Origin of the sequence: Shewanella sp. SM74 (assembly GCF_025653725.1) — a bacterium.
Classification (GTDB): Bacteria; Pseudomonadota; Gammaproteobacteria; order Enterobacterales; family Shewanellaceae; genus Shewanella; species Shewanella oncorhynchi.
In genome coordinates, this window is record NZ_JAKKRZ010000031.1 from 1 (window position 1) to 17,273 (window position 17,273).

The following is a 17,273-nucleotide window of genomic DNA, read 5'->3' on the forward strand; positions in this document are numbered from 1 at the left end:
AATTTTTGACTGCCAACCCGAAGGTTAAGCAGTTTCGATTAACTCAACACCTGTGAGTGTCCACACAGATTTCTTGTTTTATCTTGTTAAAGAGCAACTCAATATTCGTAAGAGAACTTGAGTACCACACTGAGCGTCGAACGCTTCCAGTTGGCTAGGGCTGCGTATTCTACGCATTTCCCGTTTCGCGTCAAGGAGTTTTTGCAAACTTTCTTAACACTCATCAATCAATAAACTCATTGATGAACTGTCACATCAGGCTGCTTAACGCTGTCTGCCGTGTCAGTGGATGCGCATTATAGGGAGCAGGAGATTTTGTGCAACCCCTATTTTAAGGAAATTTGCAGTTAATTCTAATTATCTAATCTAGCCACACCATACCCACCACCTACCCCCAAAGTTATCCACACCCAGCTCATTTTAGACTCAGTTTCAACTTAAAATGAAGTTTGATGAACCTCTATTACTACGAATAAAGCATGGAGATTCCGTTGATTCTCGAGGCCAGAGGTGGGTACTTGATGCTGCTTGTTCTGATAAATTGACGAATGACAGATTAAAGAGATTCTTTGCCAACTTAATCAGAGATACAGGTCGTATTGCACAGAGCTGAGATTGGCCACTTGTTAGCGATGAGCTTATCTATTAAAGCTAAGTTGATTTGTCAAAAACGTCATGCACATTAAGAGTGGCATGTTCGCTTACCTATATTTAATGACAGAAAATTTAGTGGCATAGTGGCAATAATTTAGAAGCAAAAAAATACCCGCCAATGGCGGGTATTTTCTCATTCAGCTATGGCGTTAAACGCTGAGCTTATTCTTCAACAGGCGAGACCACGAACAGTAAGTCGCCTTGAGACACTTGCTGACCATTGCTGTTCAGGATGCGCTCTATACGATACTTCTTATCTTCAGGGTACAGAATCGCACTCTGACGGTTAAAGCCGGCTAAGGTCACTTGCGAGAACATCTTCATCGCTTCTGTTAGTGCTAGTGTTTGATCGACTGTGACTATGTCACCTTCTTTCACGAAGTCCGCTTCACCCGGTGCAGAAGAGGTATAGAAGATACCAGCGCCTTGGGCTAACACTTTCAGTTCGTTACTTTCGCCAACACGCAGTGACTCAGTGTCTACTTCCGCAGTTTCAGCGGCAGCTTCCATTTCTGCGATCAACGCAGGAATATCGAGCTCAGCCATTAAGCGTGGCAGATAGTTAGTGTCGTAAACACCTTCGTTGAAGGTACCATCTTTCAAGATCAGCTTGAGTAACGGAATGTTAGTCGCGATGCCTTTCAGCACTACACTGTTTAAGTATTCGTACAGTTTGGCAATTACATCCTCACGGTTTTCACCACGCATGATGATTTGCGCAATCAAGCTATCGTAGTATGGCGATACTTCTTTACCTGGCGCAGCAATCGAAATGATTTCCACATCTGGATGATCTGGGAACACACACTCAGTGATCTTGCCAGGATTTGGGATCAGCTGCAGTATGCCATGGCTATCGAGCGCCGCTTTCTCAGCCGTCACACGTACTTCCATCGCATAACCAATTTCTTTAGGCTCTAACGCTGCAATTGAACGGCCAGCGGCAATATCAAACTGCGCACTAACGATATCAATACCTGAAGTCGCTTCCGTGACAGGATGCTCAACCTGCAAACGCGTGTTCATCTCCATAAAGTAGACTTCGTTCGCATCTAAGTTATAGATAAACTCTACGGTACCTGCGCCCATGTAATCGGTCGCGTCGCCTAAGGCACGGGTATAAGCCAGCACTTGTCGCTTCAGCTCATCCGGCAGCATAGTTGAGCCAGATTCTTCGACCACTTTTTGGTTATTACGTTGAACCGAGCAGTCACGCAAACCTAATACTTTCGCGTTGCCGAACTTATCTCGCAGTAACTGCACTTCGATGTGACGTAGTGATGTCACATACTTCTCTAAGTACAAGTCACCGTTACCAAAGGCAGCGGCCGCTTCAGTTGCGGTTTTTTGGAATAAACCAATCATGTCTTCAGGACGTTTTACAACCTGAATACCTTTACCGCCACCACCTTGTACCGCTTTAAGCAGTACTGGATAGCCGATTTCGCTCGCCACGTTTACGGCTTGTTCAGCATTGGTCAGAATACCGTGCGAACCAGGCACAACAGGTACGTTTTGCGCTTGCGATGTCTTAATTGCGTTCGACTTGTTACCCATAGTCGTCATTGAATGCACGCTAGGACCGACGAAGTTAACACCGTTATTCACACACAATGCAGCAAACTGTGGGCTTTCTGATAGGAAACCAATACCAGGATGCAATGCATCAACCTGTTCATATTCGGCCACTTTCAGCACTGAGTATGCGTTCAAGTAACTTTCGTCCGAGGTGTTACCACCAAGACAAACTAACTTGTCAGTTTCTTTAAGCATATCCGCGGGGACTGACGTCATATCAGGATCCGACGCCACTAATACCACATTGATATTATTGTCATGCGCCTTGCGAATAAGTTTCACCGCAGTACAACCACGGGCGTGAACCAATACTTTGTTAATTGGCTTCATTAACTTACGTGGATCGTTCTGCACGATCACTTCTTCTTCAACAGTAGCTTCAACCACTAAGGTCGACAGTGCATTGATGATCACGTCGTTAATTTTTGCCGAAGGCATTGGCATCAGAGGATCGATACCCGCTAACTGAGAGTCTAAATTGTCGCTGAATGGGTTATGGACTAAGCCCGCCATTGCGCCAGGTACTTTTGACAAGTAGTTAGACAGCGTTGCCGTTGATGGTAAGTAAGCTGGCACCACCATTTGACCTGCGAACGGCATGTTAGTACCAGACAGATAGTAAGTTTGCACCAATGGGTGAGTCACAAAACTCGCCTGCGCACCACCAGTACAGTCACCAAAACCAAACATCAGTACTGGCAATTCGTTATCACGAATAAAGCGCGTGATACGATCGTTCACCACAGCCATAGAGAATAGCGCCGCGGCGCCTTCTTTAGTCTGCATACCGCCTGAACTGATAAAGCACACAACGGGTAATTTACGCTTAGCACACTCGATTAATAGTGCAGAGAATTTCTCAGCACTGGCCATATCGAATGCACCCGCTTGGAATGCGGTGTTAGACACAGCCACACCCACACGCACTTTTTGACCTTTTTCTTTAAAGTCAGCAATACCTGTGATCAAACCACATGGGCGAATGCCTTTATCTAATGCGTCTTCAATCGATAAACGGAAGCCAGGGAAGTTGAGCAAGTTAGCCGACATCTTGTCGCCGTTGATCTCTTCGAAATGGGTAAAGAACTGCTTCACCACATTTTCCCAAGTCATGTTGCCTTTACGTTTTTCGTCACGCAGCACTTTTTGGATCAATAGATCCTGATAACCCATGGTCAAGCGGTTCCAGAAGTCCTTACGACGACCGATACGCACAGGGTTGATCGCGCCAGTGTACTTGCTGGTATCGCTTTCACTATCGAAATACTCAGGCAGTAAACGCTCGAAGAAGTAAGTCAGTACCACGAATAGACTGTCGTTAAGTTGTGGGAAACCCACACTCTTCCACTGCTCTACTCGCACCAACAAATCGGCGCGGTTCGATTGACCCATAAAATACTTGAGCCACTTATAGAACTTAGCTTTGTCGTTCGAGGTATCTTGCGTCGACAATGCATGGTCAATTGACTTGTGCAACAGGTTGTTCACTGAGTTACGTGACAAACTCTTCGACATCATGGCTTCTTTAGCGATTGACGCTAAGCTGCCCACAACGTTGTCATACAAGGCATTGAAGATCAGAATGTTATGGCATTGCCAAATAAAGTCTTCACGCAGTTCTTCATTTACCACCACATCAAGCACAGTCAGCTGATTCAGCTCAGGCCATTTAGCTTGAGTCACAGACTTTGGCAAACTTTCTAAGTGCTGAATCAGCCCTTTAAAGTTGTTAGCCGCATTGCTTTTCCAACGGTGATATAAAGACCAACTGATGTTGAATAACAGCGCCTTACGTGCTTTTTTATAGTTCTCTTTTGGCTCACCCAAAATCAAACGTGTCAGCATGTTACGCTCGGTAGAGACTTCGTCACGTTTAGCGACAAAGTTAGTCCACAATTTATTCAAATCTTCGTCATAAACTAGCTTGTCAGGGTTAGACAACCAAGCTTGGAACACACGGTCTTGTTCCTGTTGAATACGTGCCAACAGATCACCTTCTGGCACGCTAGCACGTGACAGACGACCATATTGCTCTTGAGAAATAGAATGGATACGGCTACGTAGCGTTAAATAACGCAAATAGCGATAGGCGCTACCGAACAAGTTATGGTGACTGGTCGGGCTCGTTGCCACAGCCAATTCTGCGTTCAGTTCCAAAGCCATCAAGTTTTTAGATGGATTAAGGAAACGAGTTAAACTGCGATCATAATGCTCACGTAAATCTTTAGATTCACGCACAAAATTCATCGCTGCACGCTCAACCGCTTCTACGCTGCTAATAATAGCGCGGCGCAGATTGTGCTGACGCTCGTCACGATCGCCCGGTGAAAAGTCGATGATACCGTCGATACAACCTGAGGTATAAAGCTCTTCTGGTGATACACCCACAGATTTCGCACATTCTTGCCAAGATAAGTTGTACTTACGAGCAATACTTTGCAGACCTTGTGGCTGGATCGTGTTGAAAATACCGTCACGCAACGACAACAGAATGTTCGCCGCAGCTAATGGAATTGCGCCACCAGAATAACCAGCACCAATTACGATACCGACTGTCGGTACGTCAACGTTGGCGCTTTCTGCGATGGCTTTAGAAATTGAATGCGCTTGGTTTTGGCTGTTAGCGATTTCGCCAGCATCCGCCCCTGGGGTATCAATTAAATAGATAATAGGCATAGACAATTCGGCGAAATGACGAATTGCTTTACAAGCGGCGTAATGATGCTCAGGCATCCAAGCACCGTTAGCGGTAGTGCGTTCTTGGGCAATAAAGCCAATACGACGAGTGCGTGAACCAAAGTTCAGCTCGACCTCAGCACTGTAAAAAGAGCCCAAGTGAGTTTCCGTAATCAAACGACCTTTAAGATCGGCAATAATACGTTTTGCACCAGGACGACCTTTATCTTGGGTCGGCTGGATCACTTTAGCAACGTAACCGTCGACATCTAAAGATGCCAAGTCTTTTAAGTTTGCTTGAATAGCATCCTCATTTAAAAGACCTTTAATTTCTTCCGATAAACTCTGTTTACTGTGCTTAGGAAACAGAGAAAAATCTTTTGCCAAATGCTCGGCCTGTAAAAAAAGCGGATCGGGCGTTTGGGCTTGAGTCATGTGTTTGGGCTGATTATTGCTGGTCATCAAAAGATCCTCTGCTTAGCCTCTGAAAATTTTTAGCCAATAAATATAACTTTGTTATCCCGTCAAATGCCATTAAACTGCATAGGACGCTTTGTTCCAAATATGAGACAGTGGGAATAACATGCCAGATTTAAACGGTATGATGCTATTTGCAGCCGTAGTTAGAGCGAAGGGATTCTCCCAAGCTGCACGTGAAACCGGCCACCCAAAATCCACCATAAGTCGCAAAATCGCGCAGCTAGAAGAACAACTTGGCGTGCGATTACTACAGCGCGACACCCGTAATTTGAGTTTGACCCAAATCGGGGCACTCTTTTATCAACACTGTGATTCGATTCGCAATGAGGTAGAAGCGGCCAAGGCAGTTATCGAGAATACTCACGATGATGTGTCAGGATCATTACGCATTGCAATCCCTGTGTCATTTAGCCAAGAACTTATCGCTAACCTCTGTAGCGGATTTATGCGTTTATATCCCAATGTTGAATTAGATGTCCAGTTTACCGACAACGATATTGGTTTAGTCGGTGAAGGATATGACATAGCCATCAAATATGGTCCACTTCAATCGTCGGACTTAGTCGCAAGATTACTGTTTGAACGCCAGCCAATTTTAGTGGCAAGCCCTGCATACTTAAAACTCAAAGGCACACCCGCGACCCCAAAGGAACTCAGCCTGCACAGTGGGATTTTATTGGGGACTTCTCGCTCAGCACCAATTTGGCCATTGGGTAAAGGTTCGCGTAAAACCATGGCGAACTTTCAGCGTAAAGTGAGGGTCAACAGCCCGATAATGGTGAAGCAATTAGCCATAGATGATTTTGGCATCGCCATGTTATCCAATTCAGCCTGTAAAACCGAGCTTGCTAATGGACAGCTAGTACCGATTTTACAGGAATGGCCGATTGAACCTTTTAAGGTTTATGGGGTTTATTCGAGCAGACGCCAACTGGCCACCAACATCAGTGTCTTCTTAGACTTCTTTGTAAAACGCTTCAGCAGCCAAGAAAGCCTGCAATCCCTAATGGGTTAACGTTTCCCGTCGCATCAAGGAAGCCTGTTTCAAGAAAACCCAATAAAAAAGCCTAGATCTGAGTCTAGGCTTTCAGTATCACGATTGATGTCAGCTAAGTAGGCCGTTTCATACGCAATTCTCGCAAGGTTTAGATACGCTATGCTTACGCTACCTAGCATGGGCTAAGGAATAACGTGTTCCCGTTTTAAGATTTCCTTAGTAATGGCTTGACGCAATGGTAAACCTGCCGCGTCGGGAATATCCATATTCATCGCAAAAAACCATACATTATCATCGAGTTCAACCCAACCTACCCACCAGCCAATGCTTGGTTCTGCTCTGACTGCATAACCGGTTTTCGCACGGATAATATAGTCAGAATTCGCTTCAGTCAGCATGGCTTGCTTAACAATACGTAAACTGCGCTCAGAAGCGTGTATCTTGTTGTGATAAAGCTTACGTAGGAAATCGATTTGCTCTGTAGCCGAAATTCGTATGCCACCATCTAACCAAAAGCTATCCAAATTTCCCGAAATATCCTCATTACCATAATCAAACGAGGCGATCATCTTCGACATACGCGCCTCACCAATTTGGCGAGCAAACTCTTGATAGACAGGCACAACCGAATACTTCATTGCAGTAATAAGGTTATGATCACGATTCCAAGTTGCGATATCTCGACTTTTACCATCCCACTTAAAGACTTGATGCTCATCCTTCACCACGCCAAGCTCTAGCGCGATCAAACTGTTAGGAATCTTAAACGTCGATGCAGGTAAAAAACCTTGATTGGCACGTTTAAGATTATTAGTGAATCCCTGTTGCTTGTTTTCATTCCATAACACCACTACGCCTTTAGTTTGGTGCTGAGTAAAACTGGCATCCCAACTGCGGGTTTCTTGCCACTCCTTAGCTGTAGTAGATGCAAAAGTCGGCGCCACTAAGCTTGACGACACTAAAATAGACGACATCACCAGCACAGCCGATATGGTGAACAAACGCATAAAGTCTCCTTGTAGAAAAACAAACAATCCAATGAACTAAAAAAGTGATTAAGGCTATCACTTAGGGTTTTGGCAAGCCCTAGCAAACTGCTGACCAATTGTGGCAAAAAAGAGGCAAACTAGACCCTATTGCACTGTTGCAGATGGATTAATGCTAGCGCCATATGATTTGTGATAGAAGATATTGGCATAAGATGACAAAGATCACTGAGCTTAACTTTATTACCCTCAGCTTGTAGTGCATACTTTTTGGCATAAGAGCCTATCCGAATGAAAAAAATAATTATTATTTCCAATGAATAACGTCTAATCACTACAGGGAAGCCAAACATGTTGAAGCCAGTGTTAACACTCATCCTCACCACCAGCTTAATGACTACAGCCAGTGCCGTGCAGTTATTTGGTGACGTTGAAGTTTCCCGCCTACCAACAGCCGAAAAAACCATAGGCGACGTAGTCACTCGCTATCAAGCACTTGACGATGGTCTGGCTCAGCTGAGCTCAAAGAAAAACGAAGTTGACGCCACCCAATTAGCGGCGCGCCAAGGACACAGATTGTGGCAACAAGCTGTCCGCGATGTACAGTCAGGGCATTTTGACGACCGACCTTTATACTGGGCTCGCCTTGCCATGCTTAATAGTCTAAAAACCACCAGCGCCAACTTTAAAATGGCCGATTGGCAACAAGACATATTAATGAGTGCGGTTGAAAAGGCCTCACGGGGTTTTAGCGATATTCAATATGGTGATGATATCCAAATCAAAATATTCCTCACGGGTTTCGATCCTTTCTTCCTCGACAAAGATATCACCCAGAGCAATCCTTCAGGTCTAGTCGCCCTCGCCTTGGATGGTTTTCGCTTTGAAATTAATGGTAAAACGGCGCAAATAGAAACCGCTATGGTGCCAGTGCGTTTTGCAGATTTTGATCAAGGACTTATCGAGTCGCTATTGAGCCCGATTTATCGCGATCCTAAAACCCATTTTGTGTTCACCGTTAGCATGGGCCGAACTGATTTTGATATTGAACGCTTCCCAGGGCGAAACCGCAGCGCAGCGGCGCCCGATAACCAAAACGTACTCACTGGCGGCACTAAAACCGCACCGGTTGCCCCAAAGCTTAATGGTAACGATTTTATCGGCCCCGAATTTGTGGAATTTTCACTGCCTGTTTCGGCTATGCAAGTCAAAGATGGTCAATGGAAAGTCAATGATAACCATACTGTCACTACCCTTGCCCGCGGCGAATTTAGTGCAACATCATTAAACGAACTGCAAAACGAAACCTCAGTCGAAGGCTCTGGCGGCGGTTATCTCTCTAATGAAATCTCCTATCGCGCCATAGTCTTGCAGCAAAAGTTTAATAGCCATGCCAAGGTCGGCCACATTCACACACCAAGAGTCAAAGGCTATGATGCCGATACAGAGCAAGCCATAGTCGAGCAAGTACGCACTATGGTGATGCAGGCGGCAGCGAGTTTATAGCCAAGTCACATTTCCTGAAACAGGCTGAAACTGGCATTGTCAGATAGCGTTCGCTATGATGCGAACGCTTCTGATGTGAACGCTTAGGCAGGCTTAATCACCGATAAGTTTTAAGCACTCAATTTTATCTTTAACCGACGAGATCCAACGCTAACCCTATGTTGAAACCTGCAGACTTACTCAATGCCTTACGCCGTCGCAGCAGTGAAGCACTTGCCCCACTGACAAAATCGACGTACGCAGCCTTGGGCCAAAGCCAAGATAAGTCGCAGGTGATAACGAGTCCACCTGCACCCAATCCGACTCAGGCACATATTTTCACCGGTTCATCACGCCCACTCTCGTCACTACAAATTCAAGTACTAGAGCGAATTGAAGCCTGTTATCAAGAGGCCGAGATATCGCTTAAGCGCACTTTTCCACGCCCAGTCACTCAATTTAGTCTAAGGGGTAAGAGCGCGGGTACGGCTCATCTGCAACAGAATCGCTTGCGATTCAATCCTGTATTGCTACGCGAAAACAGCGAGGCATTTCTGACTGAGGTCGTCCCCCACGAAATTTGTCATTTGCTGTGTTTTCAGCTTTTTGGCAAAACCAAGCCCCACGGTAAAGAATGGCAATCTTTGATGTTAACGGTATTTAAGGTCAATCCGAGTACCACACATAGCTTTAATACCACTTCAGTTACGAGTCGCGATGTTGAGTATCGCTGCGCCTGTGGACCGATTCGACTGAGTATTCGCCGCCATAACAAGGTGCTGCGTGGTGAAAGTCGTTATATTTGTAAACGCTGTAAGACCCATTTAACTGCGATCTAGCGACTTTCAGCAAACAAAACTCCCACCTAAGTACGACTCAATTTGCATAAACAGCGATATTTCCCTTACCATCACGCCATAAAAGACGAGCCAAAGGCTCGCGTAGTGTTTGTTATTTTGGGATAAATTTTGAACATAGCTTCTTTAACCGTTAATTCACGGCGACTTTTGTTGTGCCTAATCACTTGGGCGGCGACCTTATCTGTGCCCGCAAGTGCCTCAGTGTCACATCCCAGCAGTTTCAGCCAAGCGAAAACCAAGTCACAGGCGCTCTACGCAGGCAGTCGCCAAGGTACTCTGCCCGCAGTCAGCTTTTACTGTGGCTGTGAAATTCAGATCAAAGGCAAATCGTGGAAACCCGATCTCGCCAGCTGTGGTTATCAAGTCCGTAAGCAGGAAACACGCGCCAACCGTATCGAGTGGGAACACATAGTCCCCGCCTGGGAATTTGGCCATCAACTCCAATGCTGGCAAAAGGGCGGCCGTAAAAACTGTGCCGATAACAGTAATGAATTTAATAAAATGGAATCGGACATGCATAATTTGGTACCCGCAATTGGTGAGGTCAATGGCGATCGCAGCAACTTCCGATTTAGCCAATGGAACGGTAAGGCCGACCAATATGGCCAATGTGCTATGGTAGTCGACTTTAAGAATCGTCAAGCACAACCTCCCGCGAATACCCGCGGTAAGATAGCCAGAACCTACCTCTATATGCAGCAGACCTATGGTCTTAAAATCGCCTCAAGCCAATTAAAATTGTTTAAGGCATGGGATAAAACCTATCCAGTTGATACTATTGAGTGCAAACGTGATAACGCCATAGCGCAAACCCAAGGTAACCATAACCCCTTTGTGCAGAATGCCTGTAATGCGCCACCACAGCGTCAACAATTAGCCGAATAAGGTCGACAATGAGAGTCCCAAGAATTTATCAACCTCAGCCATTAGCCATCAATCAACAGTTGAACTTAGACGAAGATGGCGCGGCCCATATCGGCAAGGTGCTACGCATGGGCAACGGCGAACATATCAGTCTATTTAATGGCGATGGCCATGATTATCTTGCTGAAATTGTTGACGCAGGTAAGAAGCATGTCACAGTAAAACTGCTCTCCTGTGAGGCCAATTTATCTGAGTCGCCACTCAACTTACACTTAGGCCAAGTGATTTCCCGTGGCGATAGAATGGAGTTCACCATTCAAAAATCGGTCGAGCTTGGCGTGAATACGATTACGCCGCTGTTTTCCGATCGCTGCGGTGTGAAACTCAACGGCGAACGCCTAGAGAAAAAAATTCAGCAATGGCAGAAGATCGTCGTGAGCGCCTGTGAGCAATCGGGACGCAGCCAAGTGCCCGTGGTTCGCCCAGCGATGGACTTACACGATTGGTGCACTGAGCCTACCTCAGCGCTTAAACTCAATTTGCATCCACGTGCCGCACACGGTATCAATGGCTTAGATTTGGCCCATACCCGCGTGCGACTATTAATTGGCCCAGAAGGCGGTTTGTCGGCGGAAGAAATCGCCATGACAGAAACCTATCAATTTACCGATGTGTTGCTTGGCCCCAGAGTGCTACGCACCGAAACCGCCTCGCTCACCGCCATTACGGCACTGCAACTCAGATTTGGTGATTTAGGCTAGACCGTCCACAGCCGCACACAGCGGTGGTATGGCACCCCATTATCCAATAAATGCTTTTTTGCCTGCAAACGGCGACAAATAAGGAACAGATTAATGATAAAACTCGGCATAGTGATGGACCCCATCAGTGAGATCAACATTAAGAAAGACTCCAGTTTTGCCATGTTAATGGCCGCGCAGGAAAGAGGTTATCAGCTGTTTTATATGGAAATGGCCGATCTTGCCATGGTCAACGGTGTGGCTATGGCCAATATGCGTCCGTTAACTGTTTTCAATGATGCGAGCAAATGGTTTGAACTAGGTGAATCTCAAGACACGCCGATGAGCGAACTCGACGTGATCTTAATGCGTAAGGACCCGCCATTCGATACTGAGTTTATCTACGCAACTTACATGCTTGAACGCGCCGAAGAACAAGGCGTGTTGATCGTTAACAAGCCACAAAGCTTACGTGATGCTAACGAGAAACTGTTTACCGCATGGTTTAGCGAATTCACGCCAGAAACGATCGTAACCCGTGATGCCAAACGTATCCGCGCTTTCCACCAAGCGAAGGGCGATATTATTCTTAAGCCACTTGATGGTATGGGCGGCACCTCGATTTTCCGCGTGAAGCAGGACGACCCAAACCTTGGGGTCATCATAGAAACCTTGACCAGCTATGGCCAACAATATGCCATGGCGCAAGCCTTTATCCCTGAGATAACCAAAGGCGATAAACGCATTTTAGTGGTCGATGGTGAGCCTGTGCCCTACGCCTTGGCGCGTATCCCAATGAAAGGCGAAACCCGTGGTAACTTAGCGGCAGGCGGAAGCGGTGTGGCTCAACCTTTATCCGACAGCGATTGGGTAATTGCCCGTGCCATTGGTCCAGAACTTAAAAAGCGTGGACTGATTTTTGTCGGCCTCGATGTCATTGGTGACAAGCTGACTGAGATCAACGTAACTAGTCCAACTTGTATCCGTGAGATCCAAGCAGCATTTAATGTCGACATCACCGGCATGTTAATGGATGCTATTGAAGCACGCATGAACACCAAAGCATAAAAATTTACCAACGAGTTTGTTGATTTAAGGCGCTTTGACATCACAAGCGCCTAGCCACTTTCTAGGGATGTGATATGAGTTTCACCAAAGCGCCATTCTTGTTACTCGGCATAGGTTTATTACTATCGACTCCGACTTGGGCCAACATAGAAACAGGTCCAACGAAAGCACCGTCGCGTCCCAAAAACATTGTCATCATGATAGGTGATGGTATGGGACCGTCTTACACTAGCGCTTACCGTTACTACAAAGATAATCCTGACACAGAGGAAGTCGAACAAACCGTATTCGACCGTTTACTTGTAGGTATGGCGAGCACTTATCCCGCCAGTGTCAGTGGTTATGTTACCGACTCAGCCGCGGCAGCAACAGCGCTCGCCACTGGCGTTAAATCTTACAATGGGGCGATCTCGGTCGATACCCAAAAGCAACCGCTGCCGACCATACTCGAAAAAGCCAAATCCCTTGGCCTCAGCACTGGTGTGGCTGTTACATCCCAGATAAACCACGCCACGCCTGCAGCCTTTTTAGCCCACAATGAGAGCCGTAAAAACTACGATGCTTTGGCACTCAGCTATCTAGAAACTAACGCCGATGTATTCTTAGGCGGTGGTCAAAAATACTTTACCCCTGAGCTATTAGCGCAATTTAAAGCCAAAGGTTATCAACATATTACTCGTTTTGAAGATCTCGCCAGCATCACCCAACCTAAAGTGCTAGGCTTGTTTGCCGAAGTCCAATTACCTTGGGCGATTGATGAAAAAGATGCGAAAAAACTCAGCACTTTAACCCAAAAAGCGCTCAGTTTACTGTCGCAGAATGACCAAGGTTTTGTACTGTTAGTCGAAGGAAGCCTCATCGACTGGGCGGGTCACAATAACGACATAGCTACAGCCATGGGTGAAATGGATGAATTCTCCAATGCCATTGAAGTGGTTGAGCAATTCGTGCGTGAACATCCTGATACCCTGATGGTGATCACCGCCGACCATAATACCGGCGGCCTATCGATTGGCGTCGATGGAAACTACAACTGGAACCCTGAAATCCTACGTAACATTTCAGCCAGTACCGACACATTAGCCTTAGCCGCCATCAGCGGTGAACAATGGCAGGCTGATCTTGCCCGCGGTTTAGGTTTTGAGCTCAACGAAGAAGAAATCGCAAAATTAACGGTCGCCAGAATGCAGGGGTTAGAAACCATAGCGGTTGCAATTCGCCATGTTATTGATAAGCGAACTGATACGGGTTGGACAACCGACGGCCATACAGGCACAGACGTACAAGTGTTTGCCGCAGGTCCCGCATCTGAGCTGTTTAACGGCCATCAAGACAATACTGATATCGCCAATAAGATTTTCAGCTTATTGCCAAAACCGAAGAAACCTAAAAGCTAAGCGTTAATCGATTCCGTTTATTAAAGGCAATCACATAAGGCAACCGCATAATGCAGTTGCCTTTTTTATTGGGCCTTTTTATTAGGGATTTTATTAGGTCTTAGCGCAGTGATTCGATGCAAACTGGCTCGGGCGTGAATAACGGGTATAATGCCCACACTTAAGTTTATAGGTGCCTGTAACTGTGTTAACTAATCCATCGCAAGTCATTATTCGTAATCAAGACAGCCTAAGCCAACATAAGGTGTTAGTGCTCAATCATGAAGCCGATCTACTGCCAAAAGCCCTGCTCGATGTCGCGGCCTCGGTCGATGCCCTCGCCTTGGATTATCACCATTATTTACACTTAGCGCCGCACGCGAATTCAAAACTGCGTTGCTACTTCGGCCACGAACTGCCACATCAAGACCCAATTACACCAGAAAAGTACGATACGGTTATCGTTTATTTCCCCAAGGCTAAACCCCTCGCACCCTATCTGTTTAACCTCGCCGCCAGCCATCTTGTGCCTAACGGCCAGCTATTAGTCGTTGGGGAAAACAAAGGCGGCATTAAGTCTTTAGTTAAACTCTTGCCTGAGTATTTTGCGACGGGGATGAAGCTCGATAACGCCCGCCACTGCCTACTATTTGGTAGCAATTTAGAGGGCAGCGCCCCGGCAATGAAACTTAGCGACTGGGTCAGTCAGTATCAACTCATAACGCCGCAAGGCGAGATCAGTATCTGTAATTTAGTCGGGGTATTTAGCGAAAAACGGTTAGATCTCGGCACTGAATTATTATTGTCACACCTACCAACACTCTCGGGCAGAGTGCTCGATTTTGGTTGCGGCGCAGGCGTGATCACCGCCGCTCTACTAAAAGCACAACCGAGCCTATCCCTAGAATGCGTTGATATTAATGCCATGGCGTTAGCTTCTTGCGAACTCACCCTGGCGGCCAATGGCATGACAGCCAAAGTGTATCCGTCCGATGGGCTCGCGCAAACTGCAGGAAAATTTAACGGCATTATCTCTAATCCGCCGTTTCATGATGGCCTCGCCAGCACCACCAGCATAGCGCAGAACTTTGTCACCGATAGCGCTAAGCAATTACAACATAATGGTATTTGGCAAATAGTCGCCAATCGCCACCTGCCCTATTCCGATATTATCGCCGCCGAATTTGGCCAATTGAAAGTGGTTGCCGATAACAACAAGTACAAATTGTATTACTTCCAGCACAAATAGCTGTTTGATTAATAACGCGCAGATGCTTTCGCAGAAGCGCGTTATTGTCGACACCAGCCACTCACTCTTATCCCAATCCCTGTTTGTTTGTTTGCAGATAAAACCTCCCTTTCATCGTGTTACAAAATTCAATATTGTGATCTGCCGCATGCCAGCGATTCTGACAATCTCTCACTTATAGTCACTCAACAGCCGTTCCTAACATAGGGATTCGATTTAAAACATCAAAATAATGGTTAAACCTAAAATCAATATAAGTTGTGGTTTATTCAGTAATTTTTGTTATAAAACCAGAGATAACACTGATTATAGGACTCAATTTTTTATAAAAAACTATTTTAAAATTCACTCATAGACCATTAACAACAAAATGACAACATTTGCTGATTTTGCAGCCAAAAAGGCTTCTTTACCCTAAGTTTCTACTGTTATACTCAAAACAGCTTCTTAACAAGAATAAAACGCAATTACTAGGAATGCCCCTATGCTGGACCCTGAACTCATAGAGCTAAACAGCGATAAGACAAAAGCTGAATTGCGCCTGATCCCTAATGTCCATGGTCCAGTCACCCATGAAGACATAATGCGCCTGTTGTCTTTACCTGAATTCGCCGCCCTGTTTCCGCTAGAGCCAGCCATTACTAAAACCGTCGCTAAAATCAACTCTCTTTGTAATCAAGACGATGGAAAATTTGAGCTCTATACTACTTTGGCCGAACGTCGCGATGGCAGCATAGCTATCGAGATTAGTCCCGATAAAATGCAAGCCAGCCTTAAACTTACCGCAGCATGGGGTGGTAAACAGATAGATTTGCCAGAGATCCTCACTCATCTCAAAAAAAACAACGTCTGCATGGGGCTAAGCAAACTCAAAATTCAAGCTCTACTAAAGCAACTCAGCACACTCAAGCCAGGGGAAATCTGCCAAAGTGAAATAGCCCAAGGCAAAGCCCCTGTTAATGGACTCAATGCGGTATTAGAACGCAAAGTATTCCTTGCGCGGGAGCGCTTGCTTCAGCCACAAGAGCGCGAAGATGGCAGTGTCGATATGCGCAATTTAGGCGCAATGATCGTTGTTAAAGCCAATGATCTCTTGATGGTTAAACATTTAGCCACCGAAGGCACTCCGGGCTACAACATCAAGGGCGAAGTCCTTAAACAAAAACCTGGTAAGGATGCCGTGCTTCAAGCGGGTACAGGCACAGCTTTTCATCCCAAAGATCCCAATAAGCTGATCGCCACAGTGCCGGGGCAACCCGTCGAAACCCGTACAGGTATGAATGTCGATGATGTACTGCAACTTAAAGACGTCGACATCAGCACAGGCCATGTCACCTTCAAGGGCAGTATTTTAATCACAGGTGATGTCCACGAGGGCATGATAGTTAAAAGCTCAGGCGATATTACCGTGATGGGGTTTGTGGACTCCGCCACCCTTGAAGCGGAAGGCGATGTCACTGTGAGTAAAGGCATCATTGGCCGCCAGATTAAAGCCAATGAATACTCTACCAATATCTATTCTCAAGGGCAGATCAGCGCCCAATTTGTGCAATATTCTCAATTAGTTGCCAAAGGTAATATCTTAGTCACTAAACAGTTGCTCCACAGTAATACCAAAACCGCCAGCAGTTTAACGGTCAGCGATCCTAGCGGTCGTCGTGGCGATCTGGTTGGCGGAGTCGCACACGCTGAAAAAGGCATCACGGCGGTTGTCATAGGTGCAACGGCAGGGACTAAAACTGACGTTTACTGCGCAATGGGACAGGCTGAACTCAAGCAAGATCTCAAGCTACTCGATGAGAGTGTTAAAGCTATGGTCGTCGCCAGTTTAGATATCGAGGCTCGCCTCAATAAACTGCCCCCCAAGTCAGAATGGCAAGCTGACGCGGTTATGATTGAGCAAATCAAGATGATGCTTGATGAGAAGAATCGCATCATGGACGAACGTACCCGTGAAGAGCTTGAATTCGATACCTTTAAACAAGAAGTCGAAGGCTACTACGAAAAATACCGTATTGAAGTGCTTAAACACGTATTCCTTAACGTTGAGCTGCATATAGGTCCAGCAAATCACCGTACGGCACGTGAACACGGCACTTGTTGTATTGCCAATGTTAATCAAGAGATTAACTTTGACTATAACGCCAAGGCAAAAGCTGTACCGAGCACATAAGGTTCACTAGGGTTCTTAACGCCATTGCTGAGGCGGCTTTCGCTCGGCAGCCAAACCTCTGAACTCGTTCTGGCCTCTATCTATCTT

The 17,273-nt window shown here is 46.1% G+C and carries 11 protein-coding genes; 9 read left to right on the forward strand and 2 right to left on the reverse strand.

The features are described from left to right. Positions 1 to 816 precede the first annotated feature (816 nt). Positions 817 to 5,370: a biotin carboxylase N-terminal domain-containing protein gene (locus L5M49_RS21200; RefSeq protein ID WP_263266803.1), complete on the reverse strand. Its 4,554-nt coding sequence runs from the start codon at positions 5,368 to 5,370 to the stop codon at positions 817 to 819. Between the two features lie 121 nt (positions 5,371 to 5,491). On the opposite strand from L5M49_RS21200, the gene L5M49_RS21205 reads away from it, so the two are divergent. Then, positions 5,492 to 6,403, forward strand: a complete 912-nt coding sequence (locus tag L5M49_RS21205; RefSeq protein ID WP_105251501.1) for a LysR family transcriptional regulator — start codon at positions 5,492 to 5,494, stop codon at positions 6,401 to 6,403. 164 nt (positions 6,404 to 6,567) lie between these two features. On the opposite strand, the gene blaOXA is transcribed toward L5M49_RS21205, so the two are convergent. After that, a complete protein-coding gene (gene blaOXA, locus L5M49_RS21210) occupies positions 6,568 to 7,392 on the reverse strand; it encodes a class D beta-lactamase (RefSeq protein WP_198573570.1) in 825 nt (274 codons plus the stop codon). Between the two features lie 330 nt (positions 7,393 to 7,722). On the opposite strand from blaOXA, the gene L5M49_RS21215 reads away from it, so the two are divergent. The 8 genes from L5M49_RS21215 (at position 7,723) to L5M49_RS21250 (ending at position 17,186) form a co-directional block, all read left to right on the forward strand. Further along, on the forward strand, positions 7,723 to 8,877 hold the full coding sequence (locus L5M49_RS21215) for a hypothetical protein (RefSeq protein ID WP_263266804.1): 1,155 nt from the start codon (positions 7,723 to 7,725) through the stop codon (positions 8,875 to 8,877). A 158-nt stretch (positions 8,878 to 9,035) separates the two neighbouring features. Then, positions 9,036 to 9,695: a SprT family zinc-dependent metalloprotease gene (locus L5M49_RS21220; protein ID WP_263266805.1), complete on the forward strand. Its 660-nt coding sequence runs from the start codon at positions 9,036 to 9,038 to the stop codon at positions 9,693 to 9,695. 129 nt (positions 9,696 to 9,824) lie between these two features. Next, positions 9,825 to 10,601: an endonuclease EndA gene (endA, locus tag L5M49_RS21225; protein ID WP_173913177.1), complete on the forward strand. Its 777-nt coding sequence runs from the start codon at positions 9,825 to 9,827 to the stop codon at positions 10,599 to 10,601. Between the two features lie 8 nt (positions 10,602 to 10,609). Then, entirely contained in the window at positions 10,610 to 11,341 is a 732-nt protein-coding gene (rsmE, locus tag L5M49_RS21230) for a 16S rRNA (uracil(1498)-N(3))-methyltransferase (protein ID WP_263266806.1), read from the forward strand. 93 nt (positions 11,342 to 11,434) lie between these two features. Continuing rightward, a complete protein-coding gene (gene gshB, locus L5M49_RS21235; RefSeq protein WP_263266807.1) occupies positions 11,435 to 12,388 on the forward strand; it encodes a glutathione synthase in 954 nt (317 codons plus the stop codon). A gap of 74 nt (positions 12,389 to 12,462) precedes the next feature. Then, positions 12,463 to 13,785, forward strand: coding sequence for an alkaline phosphatase (locus tag L5M49_RS21240; RefSeq protein WP_263181650.1), 1,323 nt, complete (start codon positions 12,463 to 12,465; stop codon positions 13,783 to 13,785). Between the two features lie 184 nt (positions 13,786 to 13,969). Further along, on the forward strand, positions 13,970 to 15,013 hold the full coding sequence (locus L5M49_RS21245) for a methyltransferase (protein ID WP_263266808.1): 1,044 nt from the start codon (positions 13,970 to 13,972) through the stop codon (positions 15,011 to 15,013). A gap of 484 nt (positions 15,014 to 15,497) precedes the next feature. After that, on the forward strand, positions 15,498 to 17,186 hold the full coding sequence (locus tag L5M49_RS21250; RefSeq protein WP_263266809.1) for a DUF342 domain-containing protein: 1,689 nt from the start codon (positions 15,498 to 15,500) through the stop codon (positions 17,184 to 17,186). Positions 17,187 to 17,273 lie beyond the last annotated feature (87 nt).